General features: G+C 73.9%; 11 protein-coding genes and 1 pseudogene. 3 read left to right on the top strand and 9 right to left on the bottom strand.

Annotated elements, in window-relative coordinates:
- Both ACPCK6_RS11240 and ACPCK6_RS11235 read right to left on the bottom strand, forming a co-directional pair.
- Window positions 1–378: a sensory rhodopsin transducer gene (locus ACPCK6_RS11240; protein WP_396883124.1), complete on the bottom strand. Its 378-nt coding sequence runs from the start codon at window positions 376–378 to the stop codon at window positions 1–3.
- Entirely contained in the window at window positions 375–1577 is a 1203-nt protein-coding gene (locus tag ACPCK6_RS11235) for a D-arabinono-1,4-lactone oxidase (RefSeq protein ID WP_423481053.1), read from the bottom strand. Before ACPCK6_RS11235 ends, ACPCK6_RS11240 begins: the two co-directional genes overlap by 4 nt.
- Before the next feature lie 146 nt (window positions 1578–1723).
- Between ACPCK6_RS11235 and ACPCK6_RS11230 the strand changes: the two genes are divergently transcribed.
- The gene (locus tag ACPCK6_RS11230; protein WP_318332650.1) at window positions 1724–2458 is read left to right on the top strand and encodes a zf-HC2 domain-containing protein; all 735 of its coding nucleotides are present in this window, start codon (window positions 1724–1726) and stop codon (window positions 2456–2458) included.
- A gap of 76 nt (window positions 2459–2534) precedes the next feature.
- Here the strand turns inward: ACPCK6_RS11230 and ACPCK6_RS11225 are convergent, their stop codons facing one another.
- Both ACPCK6_RS11225 and ACPCK6_RS11220 read right to left on the bottom strand, forming a co-directional pair.
- On the bottom strand, window positions 2535–3101 hold the full coding sequence (locus tag ACPCK6_RS11225; protein ID WP_396883126.1) for a sigma-70 family RNA polymerase sigma factor: 567 nt from the start codon (window positions 3099–3101) through the stop codon (window positions 2535–2537).
- Between the two features lie 151 nt (window positions 3102–3252).
- Window positions 3253–3723 (bottom strand): annotated as a pseudogene (locus tag ACPCK6_RS11220) (molybdenum cofactor biosysynthesis protein); the annotation flags it as partial.
- Window positions 3724–3817: 94 nt separating this feature from the next.
- Here ACPCK6_RS11220 and ACPCK6_RS11215 point away from each other — a divergent pair.
- Window positions 3818–5065, top strand: a complete 1248-nt coding sequence (locus tag ACPCK6_RS11215) for a hypothetical protein (RefSeq protein WP_423481052.1) — start codon at window positions 3818–3820, stop codon at window positions 5063–5065.
- Window positions 5066–5336: 271 nt separating this feature from the next.
- Here ACPCK6_RS11215 and ACPCK6_RS11210 read toward each other — a convergent pair whose 3' ends face one another.
- The 5 genes from ACPCK6_RS11210 to ACPCK6_RS11190 form a co-directional block, all read right to left on the bottom strand.
- The gene (locus ACPCK6_RS11210) at window positions 5337–6410 is read right to left on the bottom strand and encodes an NYN domain-containing protein (RefSeq protein ID WP_396883129.1); all 1074 of its coding nucleotides are present in this window, start codon (window positions 6408–6410) and stop codon (window positions 5337–5339) included.
- A 35-nt stretch (window positions 6411–6445) separates the two neighbouring features.
- Window positions 6446–6670 carry a hypothetical protein gene (locus ACPCK6_RS11205; protein WP_013286169.1) on the bottom strand — a complete coding sequence of 75 codons (225 nt, stop codon included), beginning with the start codon at window positions 6668–6670 and terminating at the stop codon, window positions 6446–6448.
- 127 nt (window positions 6671–6797) lie between these two features.
- Window positions 6798–8387 (bottom strand): DHA2 family efflux MFS transporter permease subunit, encoded by a 1590-nt coding sequence (locus ACPCK6_RS11200; protein WP_423481051.1) that lies wholly within the window; start codon window positions 8385–8387, stop codon window positions 6798–6800.
- Between the two features lie 325 nt (window positions 8388–8712).
- A complete protein-coding gene (locus tag ACPCK6_RS11195; RefSeq protein WP_423481050.1) occupies window positions 8713–9354 on the bottom strand; it encodes a DUF305 domain-containing protein in 642 nt (213 codons plus the stop codon).
- A complete protein-coding gene (locus ACPCK6_RS11190; RefSeq protein WP_396883132.1) occupies window positions 9339–10100 on the bottom strand; it encodes a lytic polysaccharide monooxygenase in 762 nt (253 codons plus the stop codon). Before ACPCK6_RS11190 ends, ACPCK6_RS11195 begins: the two co-directional genes overlap by 16 nt.
- 241 nt (window positions 10101–10341) lie before the next feature.
- On the opposite strand from ACPCK6_RS11190, the gene ACPCK6_RS11185 reads away from it, so the two are divergent.
- Window positions 10342–12399 carry a cellulose binding domain-containing protein gene (locus ACPCK6_RS11185; protein ID WP_423481049.1) on the top strand — a complete coding sequence of 686 codons (2058 nt, stop codon included), beginning with the start codon at window positions 10342–10344 and terminating at the stop codon, window positions 12397–12399.
- Window positions 12400–12471 lie beyond the last annotated feature (72 nt).

The following is a 12471-nucleotide window of genomic DNA, read 5'->3' as shown; positions in this document are numbered from 1 at the left end:
TCATCCGGGGTACGCCATCGTGCCGGTCAGCGCCACCACGCCGGGCAGCCGGGTGTCCTGGCGCAGGAACTGCACCACCACCGGCACCGGGGAGCGCAGCACGCAGCCGTACGGGCGGTCCAGCCGCACCGCCTCCGGGTCGATCAGGTCGTTCACCCGTACGTGCCGGATGCGGCGCGCGCCGACCAGCAGCCGGTACGGCCCCACCGGCTCGGTGTCCTGGTAGTAGAAGTCCAGTTCCACAGCGGCGTCCCGGTAACCGGCGTTGAGCACGCAGAGCTGGTCGAAGGCGGTGAACGCCGGTTCCGGGCCGTGCGCGGGGAACGGCACGTGCCCGCCGGGCACCACCCACACCCGGGCGCCGACCGGCGCGGTCACGACTCCTCCAGCAGCCGGGCCAGGTCCGGGGTGAGGAACACCCCGTCCGGGTCGAGCCGGCGGCGCACCGCCTGGAAGTCGTCCCAGCGGGGATAGAGGGGACGCAGTTCCCGCGCGCCGAGCCAGTGCTTCTTGCCCCAGTGCGGGCGTCCGCCGTAGTGCCGGAACACCGCCTCCACGTCCCGGAAGTACTCCTCGTACGGCAGTGAGGTGTTCTGCAGGCAGGCGATCGTGGTGGTGGGCCGGCCGTAGGCGTTGCTGAGCCAGATGTCGTCGGCGGCGATGGTGCGGACGAGGACCCGCCAGGCGGCCACCCGGCGGTGCCGGTCGCGCACCCGGCGGCGTACCTCGGCGAAGCAGGCCGGGAACGCCTCCGACGGCAGCATGTACTCGATCTCCTCGAAGCGCAGCTCCCGGTCCCGGGGAATGGTGCGGTGGGTCGGCCCGACCTGGCTCTGCCGGGGCTCGCCGTCCGGCAGCCGGGACTGCGCCCGTTCCGGCGCGGCGTCCGTGTCGGTGCGGTTGATCACCCGGATCTGCGTCTGGTCGCTGCGCGGGTACCAGTAGAAGTCCATGTTGCGGTTGGTGTGCTGGAGTTCGGCGAGGTGGTCCAGGGTCCAGTCGAGGTGCGCGCACCAGGAACGGCGGTGCAGCTGGTAGGTCGGCTGCACGTCAAGCGTGATCCGGGTGACCACGCCCAGCGCACCGAGGGAGAGACGGACGGCGGGCAGCAGGTCCGGGTTGCGGCGCGCGTCCACGTCCAGCACGTCGCCGGTTCCGGTGACCAGGCGTACGCCGGTGACCTGGGTGCTCAGGTTCCCGAATCCGATGCCGGTGCCGTGGGTGCCGGTGGCGGTCGCCCCGGCGATCGACTGGTAGTCGACGTCACCCAGGTTGTCCATGGCCAGCCCGGCGTCGTAGAGCCCCTCGCCGAGCGCCCGGAGCTTGGTGCCGGCCCAAGCGGTCGCGAGCCGCCCGTCGTCGGAGATCACGCCGGACAGCCGGTCCAGGCTGAGTAAGATCCCGTCGGTCCGCACCAGCGGGCTGGACGAGTGCCCGGAGCCGACCGGCCGGACGGTGGCGCCGGCAGCCCGGGCACGGCGCACCAGGGCGCACACCTCGGCCTCGTCGGCCGGCTCGGCCCGGTCCGCCGGCTCGAAGCGGAGACTACCGGACCAGTTCACGAATTCGCGTGTCACAGCGGCCCCTCCCGGGCGGGCTTACCCGTACCCGCCGGGGGTAGTCGCCGGCACGTCCGACGCGCCGTGACCGTCGCCGCCGGGTGACGCGGCGTGACCCGCACCCCGCCGGGAACCAGCGCGGCTCTGGCGACGACTATCCCTACATGGTGTGTGAGCAGTGGCGGGAGATCCTGTCGGCACAGCTGGACGGTGAGGCGTCCGGCTCGGAGATCGAGGCGGCCGAGGCGCACCTGACCGGCTGCGCCGGCTGCCGCGGCTGGTTCGACTCGGCGGCGTCGGTGACCCGGCGGGCCCGTACGCAGCTCGCCCCGCGGGTGCCCGACCTGGTCGACGCGGTCCTGGCCGCCGCTCCCCCGCCCCGGCCCAGCCGCCGCCACCGGATCACGCTCGGCCTGCGCGGCGCGCTCGGCCTGCTCGGCGCGGTGCAACTCGTCCTCGGCCTGGCCCAGATCGGCCGGGAGGCGGTCGTCGAGCACGCGCACGCCTCCGGCCAGCACCTGTGGCACGAGTCGGCGGCGTGGAACGTCGCCGTCGGCGCCGGGTTCCTCTACGTGGCCGCGCGCCGGTCCGCCCCGTCCGGCCTGCTGCCGATGCTCAGCGCGTTCGTCGCCACGCTCGTACTGCTGTCCGTCAACGACCTCATCACCGGGCAGGTGGCGATGACCCGGCTGGTCAGCCACGGTTTCCTGCTTGTCGGCTGGGCCGTGATGCTGGTGCTGTCCCGCCTCGGCCGGCGCCCCGGCGACACCCCGCCCGGGCAACGCCGGTCGGAGGGCTCGCGGTGGGCGCTGCCGGCCGAGGAACCGGCCGCGCCGGCGCTGCGGCTGGTGCCGCCCGGCCCGTACCCCGCACAGGCCCGCGACCGGCGCGCCGCCTGACGGCCCGCCGCGCGGGTCTCCGGGTCGCGGCCTTCCCGGCCGGTCGTGGTCCCGGCAGGGCACGGTGGTCGTGGTGTCAGCGGGCCCGGCGGTCGCGGACGTCGCCGGACCAGGCGGCGACCAGATCCTCCCGGGCGCGGGCCACGCGGGAGCGGATGGTGCCCACCGGGCAGCCACACACCTCGGCCGCCTCGGCGTAGGACAGGCCGAGCACCTGGGTCGCCACGAACGCCTCCCGCCGGTCCGGTGCCAGCGTGGCGATGAGACCGCGCAGCACCACGCCGTCGTCCCCGCCGCCGGTCACCGCGCCGGCCGCCTCGGCGGCGGCCTGCCAGTCCGGCAGCGCGGCCACCCGGGGCCGGGCGGTCGCCGCCCGCACATGATCCACCGCGACGCGGCGGGCGATGGTGAAGATCCAGGTACGCGCCGACGACCGGCCCGCGAAGCCGGGCAGGCTGCGCAGCGCGCGCAGGAACGTCTCCTGGGTCAGGTCGTCGGCCTCGGCCGGCCCGGCCAGGTGGGCGAGGAAGCGCCACACCGGCGTCTGGAGGGCCCGCACGAACGCGGCAGCGGCCAGCTGGTCACCCCGGGCGGCGCGGCGCGCCCACCCGGTGACCTGCTCGTCGTCGGCGTCCGGGCTCATCCGCGGCCGGCCCGCCGGTCCGGCATGCTCATGCCGGACGGTACGGATGCGCGCCCCGCTCGGTTCATTCCGCGTCCCTCCTGACGGGGCCGCGGTGCCGCTCGCCCTCCGGTTGGTCGGCCGGCGGGCGGGGAAAGTTCCCTCGCTGTCGGTCGTCGACGGACACGGTGACCGGTCCGACCCGCAGCACGCCGTCGGTGAGCGGGGCACACCGGACGCCGCCGCGGCGGCGCATCGCCTTCCACGTACCGGGCGCGACCACCACGTCGAGCCAGGCGCAGGGCGGCGCGGCCCGATGCACGCGCAGTCTGACCGGGCCGTCGCCGGAGTCGAGCGTGAGCACGTGCCCGACCAGATCGTCCACCGGGATGCCCTCGGTCAGTACGTTGCGCCGCAGCTGGGTGAGGTCCGCGCCGGGCGGCAGCGACTCCCGCGCGATCAGCGTGACGCTCGCCTGCCGGTGCGCGGGACGGCCGAAGTAGCGGTCGCCGACGATGCCGAGCCCGGCGCGTAGCTCCACCCGGTCGACCAGTTCACCAGGTGGCGCGGGGGCGGGTCCGTCCGCCGGGCGGCCCACGTACCGGTGCACGGGCGAGGCCAGCAACTGCACGATCCGCGGCATGCCCCGAAGTCTAATCGCGGGCATACCACCGCCAACACGGACGATAGCCGCGCTCACGTATCCGGGTTCTCCGCAGGGCGTTGTACCAGGCGTGATGGCGAGGCGACCCGACGCGATCGGGGCTCATCCGCAGCGGCGACTGGCCTGGGCGCGGCGCGAGAACGAGCGCCGGCGCCAGGCGTACGAGGCGGCGGCCCGGACCTGGCGCCGCCGCGCCGACCACCTCGACCGGCTGTCGATGGAGGCGGCGGGCTTCCGCGGCTGCCCACTGCCCGGCACCGCGCTGCCGGTGCCGCTGGACGACGGCGAGGTCGTCTACCGCATCCTGCCTACGGTCGACCTGGTCGAGGCGACGGCTCGGCACCTGCCCGGGCTGCCGGTGCCGGGCCGCGCGCTCGCCGGTTGTCTCGACCCGGCCGACGGCCCGCTGCCGGCGGGACTGCGCGTGGTGGACAGTGGTGCCGCCGTGGTGACCGACCGGCGGGTGGCCTTCGCCGGGCCCGACGCCCGGCGGGACTGGCCCCTGCGGGATCTACGCGGCCTCGGGCACCACCCGGACCGTCCGGTCACCCTGCTGCACGACGCCGACGGCGGCGCTCCGGCGGGCCTGCGGATGCCGGCCCCGGGCGCGGCGAACGCCAGGTTCTACCTCACGCTGGCCCACGCCGACGCCACCGGTACGCGGGAGGCGTTCGTCGAGGACGTCGAGGCTCTGCGGTCCGCCCACCGGGCCGCCCGGCCCCGGCCATCCCGGCCGCTCGGCCCGTGGGACGCCCCGGCCGACCGGGCACTCCCCCAGCGGCTGGCCGCGGCGGGCGTCGCGGCGGTGGCCGTGCTGCTGGGCGTCACCTCCGCCGGCACCTGGACGGCGACAGCCGGGCAGACCGATCCGGCGCACGGACAGGCGACCGCGCCCGCCACCACGGCCGCGCCTCCCGCTCCCGGGGTGCCGCCCGTGACGAACCCGGTCGATCCGCCGTCGCCGACGGTCCGGCCGACCCGGCCCGCGCCGCCACCGAAGCGCCCCCCGAACGCGACCGTGGAGTCCGGGGCGCGGATCCTCACCACCGCACCGCCCGTCGCCGGGTCGCTGCCGGCACGCGTCGGGGAGCATCCGTCGACGCCCGCCGAACCGCCCAGCCCCCCTCCCGGCGACCAGGTGACTCCAGCGCCGACCGCGAGCCCGACCGGCGACCCGGACCCGACCGGGGAGCCCGGCCCGACCGGGGAGCCGAGCCCGAGCGTCTCGTCCGAGCCGGCCCTGTTGGACCAGGTGGGCCGACGGCTCGGCCTGGCGGTAAGGCTCGGCGCGACAGCCCAGGTAGACGCGGCCCTCTCCTGACCCCGCGGTGCCGAGTGCCAGCCGGGGATGACGGTGCCGCCATCCTCGACGTACCGGCCGAGGATGGCGAACGAGGTGGCCACGCCCAGGCTGCTGATCGGCGTGCCCGGACGGTTGCCGTGGCGGTCGCTTGATCGACACCATTACGCCGAGGTGGCGGCATCCGGCGGGCTCGGACCCCGCCACCTCGGCGAGCTGGCGTGGATCAAGCCGAGGTGTCCCCGAGTCTCGACGAGCGGGGTGAAGGGCGGGGCGGGCGGGGAGGACTCGGTCAGGGGGTCTGGGGAGTCAGGAGGTAGTCGCCGTCGTCCGGGCTCCAGCGCAACTTCACCGCGCCGCCCGTCGCGGCAGCCTTGCAGAACTGGAGGAAGCTGCGGTAGCCGAGCTTCTTCTCGCTGAAGTCGGGCCGCGCCCGCCGGAGCTGGTCCTTGAGGCCGGACAGCGCCACCGCGCCACCGTCCGCGGCGAGGTCCACCACCACGGAGCGCAGCAGCCCGAACGCGACCTCCCGGTCGCCCTGCTCGGGAAGGGACACCTCCGGATCGCCCTTTGCCGGCCCGGCGGCCAGCTCGACCACGTTGTGCGCCGCGAGGTGGCGCAGGAGCTCACCGAAGGTCCGGAAGCCGTAGTCGGACTCGCTGAACGTGGGGTCCTTGCGCAGCAGCGCGCGCTTGAGCGCGGAGGCGGTCACGTCACCGCTGGAGCTGCCCTGCATGCCTGCCACCGTCTGCACGAGCTGCACGGCGAGCGTGTCGACGTCGCGGGACGACTCCTCCTCGGCCGGTGCGGTCTCGACGGCGGGCTCGGGCGCCGGCTCCGCCGGTGAGGGCCGGGCCGGACGCGACCGGCGGGCGGCCGGTGGCGGTACGTCCACGCCTTCGAGCCGGTCGTAGTAGAGGAACTCGTCGCAGGCCGGCGGCAGCAGCGCGGAGGTGGACTTCTCCACCCCGACGCCGATCACCCGCTTGTTGAGTTCGCGCAGCTTGTGCACGAGCGGGGTGAAGTCGCTGTCCCCCGTGCAGATCACGAACGTGGAGATGTAGCCGCGCTCGAACGCCAGCTCGACCGCGTCCACCGCCATCTTGATGTCTGCGGCGTTCTTGCGCGAGGCGCCCATCCGCTGCGGGATCTCGATCAGCTCGACGTGTGAACGGGTGAGCATGCGCCGGTCCTCGTCGAAGTACGACCAGTCGGCGTACGCGCGGCGTACCACCACGCGTCCCCGCTCGGCGAGTGCGTCGGCGATCGGCCGGAAGTCGAACGGCCGGCCGCCGTGATGGTCCCGTACGCCGAGGGCCAGGTTCTCGTAGTCGAGGAACAGCGCAATCCGGTCTTCGTGATCCACACCGGCAGCCTAGCCCGGCCGGACCGCCCTACCGGTCAGCGCCGCTCGTCGCGGTAGACGGTCTCGCGGCGGGCCACCCGCTGGATCGCGTAGCTGGTGACCAGCAGTAACAACGCGAGCACCACCTCGACGCCGGCGACGGTGCCGGTGGCGACGGTGAGGCCGAGCAGCAGCAGGATCAGCCCGACGACGGCGAGCAGGCCCGCGAGCAGCAGCCGGTTACGCCGTCGCGCCGACCGCTGCGCGTCGTCTGCGCTCACGCTGGCCGCCTTCCTCCGGTTCCGTCTCCGATCCTAGGCGCCGGCCGTGGCGGGGGTGGCGGATCGCGGCGCCGCAGACGGCCCAGGGCCGGACGCATGTGCGTCCGGCCCTGGATCACGGCGGCGGTCAGTGGATCGGGACCGGCACCGGACGCTTGTCCTCGCCCGGGTCGCCGTCGAGCAGGTGCGAGGGCTCGCGGCGGCGGGGCAGGAACGCGGCCGGGATGAAGGTCAGCAACACCAGGCCGAAGGCGACCCAGAACGTGGTGGAGAAGGAGTTCGCCGCGTAGTCGAGCCCGCGCTCGATCAGCGACGGCGGCACCGGGAACTGCTGGATCAGCTCCGGCCGCTGCTGGGAGGCGATGGCGAGCTGGGCCTCGGTCAGCGGGGTGCCGGTGGCCGGGTCGGTGACGCCGGGGATCGGCCGCGAACCGTTCAGCTCGCTGGTGAGGATGACCGACATGACCGCGGCGCCGACCGAGCCGCCGATCTGCTGGAGGATGTTGACGAGCGTGGACCCGCGCGCCACCTCGGCCGCGCTGAGCGTCTTCAGCGCCGAGGTCATGATCGGCATCATCGTGCCGCCCATGCCGAGGCCCATCACGAACAGCGAGCCGCAGAGCAGCCAGTACGACGTGTCGGTGCCGAGCTGGGTGAAGGTGAAGAACCCGGCCGCGATGAGCACCAGCGCGAACGGCACCGTCCGGCCGACCGGCACGCGGTCGGCGAGCATGCCGGCGATCGGCATGGTCAGCATCGCGCCGATGCCCTGCGGCGCGATCAGCAGGCCCGCGGTCAGCGTCGTCTCGCCGCGCACCTGGAGGAAGTAGCTGGGGAACAGCAGGCCCGCGCCCATGAACGCGATGATGAACACGAACATGGTGACGGCGGCGATGGTCAGGTTGCGGTTGCGGAACAGCCGCAGGTCGAGCAGCGGGTGCCGGGGCCGGAACGAGTAGAGCACGAAGGCGACCACGAGCGCGCCGCCGGCGAGCATCGGCAGCCAGACCTTGGTGTCGGCGACGGTGCCGGTCTCGGGCAGCGTGGAGATGCCGTAGAGGAACAGCGCGAGACCCGGCGAGAGCATGAGCATGCCGAGGAAGTCGAACGACTCGGACGGCTCGGCGTTGTCCTTGGGCAGGGCGAGCTGGGCGTAGACCAGGGCGACCACGCCGATCGGCAGGTTGATCAGGAAGATCCAGTGCCAGCTCGCGACGTCGATCAGCCAGCCGCCGAGGATCGGGCCGGTGATCGGGCCGAGCAGCATCGGGATGCCGAGCACGGCCATCAGGCGGCCGATGCGGTGCGGGCCGGCGGCCCGGGTCATGATCGTCATGCCGAGCGGCATGAGCATGCCGCCACCGAGGCCCTGGACGACCCGCCAGGCGATCAGCTCGCCGATCGAGTCGGCCGTGGCGCACAGCCCGGAGCCGATGGTGAACAGCGCCAGCGCCACCATGTAGAGGCGTTTCGTGCCGAACCGGTCGGCGGCCCAGCCGCTGAGCGGGATCACCGTGGCGAGCGCGAGCGTGTAGCCGGTCATGGTCCACGCGACGCGGGCGTACGTGGCGTCGAACTCGCTCTGGAACGTCGGCAGCGCCACGCTGACGACTGTCACGTCGAGGATCGACATGATCGCACCGAGCACGACGACGCCGGCCACCTTGAGTACGGCGGCGTCGAGTGTCGTCGACGTCGCTACGGGTTGCTGGGTCACTGACGGTCTCCTGGATCCGGTCCGGCACTGGGAGGCGGTGGCGGCGCCGCGCGCCGTCTGCGGAGCGCGGGCGGAACGCGCGGCGGGCGACGTCCGGGCGACAGCGTAGCCATGACCTGGGACGAGAGGCGGCCGGTTTTGCCGACGGGAGAACCGCGGCGACACCCGAACCGGCCGCGCCACCGGCCCCGATCTGCCCGGGCGGCTCACGGAAAGGGCTGGTGCGCGCCGATTCGCCGGCCTTGTCGGAGCGCGGCCGGCGGGCGCGACCGTGACGAAGGTCATGTCCGTCCGGACGAATCCAGGACGTCCATGGGCCCGCCGCTCAGCCCAGGCCGGCCATCAGCTCGACCTCGGCCGTGCGGGAGCGGTCGACGCGGCGGGCGAGGTCGCGTACCCGCTCGCTGGTCCCGGCGGCGACCTGGGCGCGGGCGAGGTCGGCAGCGGTGCGCTGGTGCCGGGTGAGCACGTCGAGCAGCACCCGGTCGGCGTCGGCGGGCGCGGCGGCGCGCAGCCGGGCCAGTCCGGCGGTGGCGTCGCTGTGCCCGGAGTGGTCGTGCCGGGCGGCCGCGGCGGCAGCCGACGGGCCTGCTTCGCGCAGCCAGCCGCGCATGGTGGCCAGTTCGTCGGTCTCGGTGGACCGGACGGCGGCGATGAGCGTGCGGACGCGCGGGTCGCCGGCGCGGTCGAGGCCGAGCCGGACGATCTCCAGCGTCTGCTCGGTGTGCGCCACCATCATGGCCAGGAACAGCGCGTCGATCCCACTGATCGTGGTGTCCGCGCCGGCCGGGACCGGGGCCGTGGCGGACGGGACCGGCGGGGACGGATCGGCGGTCGGCGGGCCGCCGCACCCGGTCAGGGCCAGCATCACCGTGAGTAGCGCCGTGGCGGGGCGGGCGGACGCGCGGCGGAGCCGGGGACCGGCCGGCTCCGCCGCGCGGGTACGCGGGCTCAGATCTGCTGCCACAGCGCCGGTACGTTCGGCGGCTCCCAGCCGGCGATGGCGGTGTGCGCCTGGCGGCAGCGGTAGCTGCGGCCGTCGTAGGTGACCGTGTCACCGACCTGGTAGGCCCGCCCGGCGGTCCACGTGCCGCCCGGCGCCGGGGTGCTGGTCCGGGTGGGCGAGGGCGCGGGCGTGGTGGGCGCAACGGTCGGGGTGGGCGCAGCCGTCGGGGTGGGTGACGGGGTGGGGTTGCCGCCTCCGCCGCCGATCTGGAGGTCGACGCAGGAGTAGAACGCGTTGGCGGTGTCGGAGATGTTCCAGATGGCGAGCAGCTTCTGCCGGCCGGAGAAGCCGCCGAGGTTGACGGTGTGCGACACGGTCGCGCCGGGCTGGCGGCCGCCGCCGTCGACCACGGCGACCCGGGTGCCGCCGATCCAGTACTCCCAGTTGGCGGTGGCGTGGCGGGCGGTGTTGACCCAGGTGAACGTGACGGTGCTGCCGACCGATGTGGCCGGCCAGTTGCGGCTGTCGTCGTTGAGGACCGCGAACTGGGCGATGCCGGCGTGGCAGCTGCGCAGGCCCTTGGGGCCTTCGACGCTCTGCGGCTCGTACTTGATCTGACCGCAGTCGGGCACCCGGTTCTGCGCGCAGAGCGCCTGCCGGCTCGGCGGCGAGGAGACGTAGCCGTGGGCCTGGGCGGGCGCGGCGAGCGCCAGCGTCCCGGTGACGGCACCGGCGGTGAGCAGCGGGAGGGTGATTCTTCGGCGCATGGTGGCAACTCCTTCGGGGGGAACGGAAGGTGCCCCGAACATAAATTAAACATTGTTAACAGTAAAGACTCCTGTCTATAAATTAAGCCCTGCACTCCCCCGCGCCGGGCGTATGATCCTCATCGATGGCTCGCCGCGCGGAGCCGATCGTCGTTCGTGGGCACCCGCCGCCGTCACGGCTCCGGGAGGACGACGCAGACCGGGCATCGCCTCGTCGTCCCACTCCGAAGGACACCCCCGCATGAGGAGAACCACCGCGTTCGCGGCCAGCCTGCTGCTGCTCGCCACCGCGCTCAGCACCGTCGGCGGGCCGGTCGCCGCCGCCGACCCCACCGACCCGGTCACCGTCACCGTGAACACCCGCGCCGGGCTGGCCACCGTCCCGGCCACCGCGCTCGGCGTCAACCACGCCATCTGGGACTCGCAGCTCGGCAGCGCCGAGACGTCCGACCTGCTCAAGGCCGCGGGCGTGAAGATGCTGCGCTACCCCGGCGGCTCGTACGCCGACATCTACCACTGGGAGACGCACACCGCGCCCGGCGGCTACGTCGCGCCGAACACCGACTTCGACACGTTCATGGCCGGCGCCCGCCGCGTCGGCGCCGAGCCGATGATCATCGCGAACTACGGCACCGGCACGCCCGCCGAGGCGGCGGCGTGGGTCCGCTACGCCAACGTCACAAAGGGCTACGGCGCCAAGTGGTGGACCGTCGGCAACGAGAACTACGGCAACGGCCACTACGGCTCGGCCTGGGAGGCCGACGACCACCCGGACAAGAGCGCCGCCCAGTACGCGCGGCTGGTGGTCGAGTACGCCGACGCGATGAAGGCGGTCGACCCGAGCATCAAGGTCGGCGCGGTGCTCACCATGCCCGGCAACTGGCCGGACGGCATCACCGCCGGATCGGATCCGGGGCCGTGGAACCAGACCGTGCTGTCCATCGCCGGCCCGAAGATCGACTTCGTGGACGTGCACTGGTACCCGGGCGGCAGCGCCGCCGACTCACTGGCCCGCACCAACCATCTGCCCGACGCGGCCTGGCTGCTGCGCCAGCAGATCGCCCGGCACGCCGGCCCCGGTGCGGACCGGATCGGGATCAGCTTCACCGAGCTGAACGTGGACGCCGGCCGCACCACCGCGCCGGGCGCGCTGTTCCTGGCCGACGCCTACAGCGGCCTGCTGGAGCAGGGCGTGTTCACGGTGCAGTGGTGGAACGTGCACAACGGCATCGGCACCGTCTCCGAGGTGGCCGGGCAGACCGACTACGGCGACTTCGGACTGCTGTCCAGCGGCAACTGCACCAGTGACGGTGAGGTGTGCCAGCCGGCGTTCAACACCCCGTTCGCGCCGTACCACGCGTTGTCCATGATGAACCTGTTCGTCCGGCCCGGTGACCAGCTCGTCCGCGCCGGGACCGACCAGCCGCTGGTCGCCGCGCACGCGGTCCGCCGGCCGGACGGCAGCGTCGCGGTCCTGCTGCTCAACAAGGATCCGGACACCGCGTACCCGGTGGCGCTCGACTACGCCGGGTTCACCCCGGCCGACGAGGCGCCGACGGTGCACACGTTCACCAACGGCGCGACCGCGATCAGCACCGCCCGTTCCGGCAACGCGGCCGCGCGGACGCTGCCGCCGTACTCGCTGACCACGCTCGTGCTGCGACCTGCCAGCAGCTCGGCCGGGCGGCCCGGTGCCCCGGGCCGGCCGACGGCGAGCGCGGTGACCGACCGCGCGGCGACCATCTCCTGGCCGGCGGCCACGCCGGGCGCCTCGCCGATCGCCAAGTACGAGGTGCACAGGCAGTACGGCGCGGTGAGCGAGCAGCTCGGCGAGACCGCAGGCACGTCGCTCACCGTGGGCAACCTCGAACCGGGCGCCCGCTACACGGTCAACGTGCTGGCCCGGGACACCGCCGGGCGGGTCTCGTGGTCGTCGCCGCCGTTGACGTTCGCCACCGGCAGCCCCGCCGAGAGTTCCTGCGCGGTGCGGTTCAACGACGACAACGACTGGGGCAACGGGTACGTGGCGAACGTCGAGGTCATCAACACGGGTGCGAAGGCCGTCGACGGCTGGACGCTGACCTGGACCTGGCCGACGGCCTGGCAGCAGGTGAGCAGCGGGTGGAGCGCCACCTGGGACCAGCAGGGCCGCGACGTCCGGGTGACGCCGACCGCCGACAACCGGCGGCTCGCCGCCGACGGCGGGAGCACGACAGTGGGCTTCGTCGGCGCGTACAGCGGGCCGAACGTGCCGCCGGGGGCGTTCCGCCTCAACGGCACGGTCTGCACGCTGCGCTGAGGATCCCTCAGCCGCGGCCGGGTGGCCGCAGCCGTACGTCTGTCCGGTTGCGCCGATCGTCGCGAAGCGTCC

The organism is Micromonospora sp. AB353 (genome assembly GCF_049538395.1).
GTDB lineage: Bacteria > Actinomycetota > Actinomycetes > Mycobacteriales > Micromonosporaceae > Micromonospora > Micromonospora aurantiaca.
This window is presented reverse-complemented; position numbering and strand designations above follow the sequence as displayed.

What these genes read in the sequence shown, in the direction of transcription:
- ACPCK6_RS11230 (WP_318332650.1), top strand. Translation starts at nt 1,724, where the DNA reads ATGGTGTGTGAGCAGTGGCGGGAGATCCTGTCGGCACAGCTGGACGGT.
- ACPCK6_RS11215 (WP_423481052.1), top strand. Translation starts at nt 3,818, where the DNA reads ATGGCGAGGCGACCCGACGCGATCGGGGCTCATCCGCAGCGGCGACTG.
- ACPCK6_RS11190 (WP_396883132.1), bottom strand. Translation starts at nt 10,100, where the DNA reads ATGCGCCGAAGAATCACCCTCCCGCTGCTCACCGCCGGTGCCGTCACC.
- ACPCK6_RS11185 (WP_423481049.1), top strand. Translation starts at nt 10,342, where the DNA reads ATGAGGAGAACCACCGCGTTCGCGGCCAGCCTGCTGCTGCTCGCCACC.
- ACPCK6_RS11225 (WP_396883126.1), bottom strand. Translation starts at nt 3,101, where the DNA reads ATGAGCCCGGACGCCGACGACGAGCAGGTCACCGGGTGGGCGCGCCGC.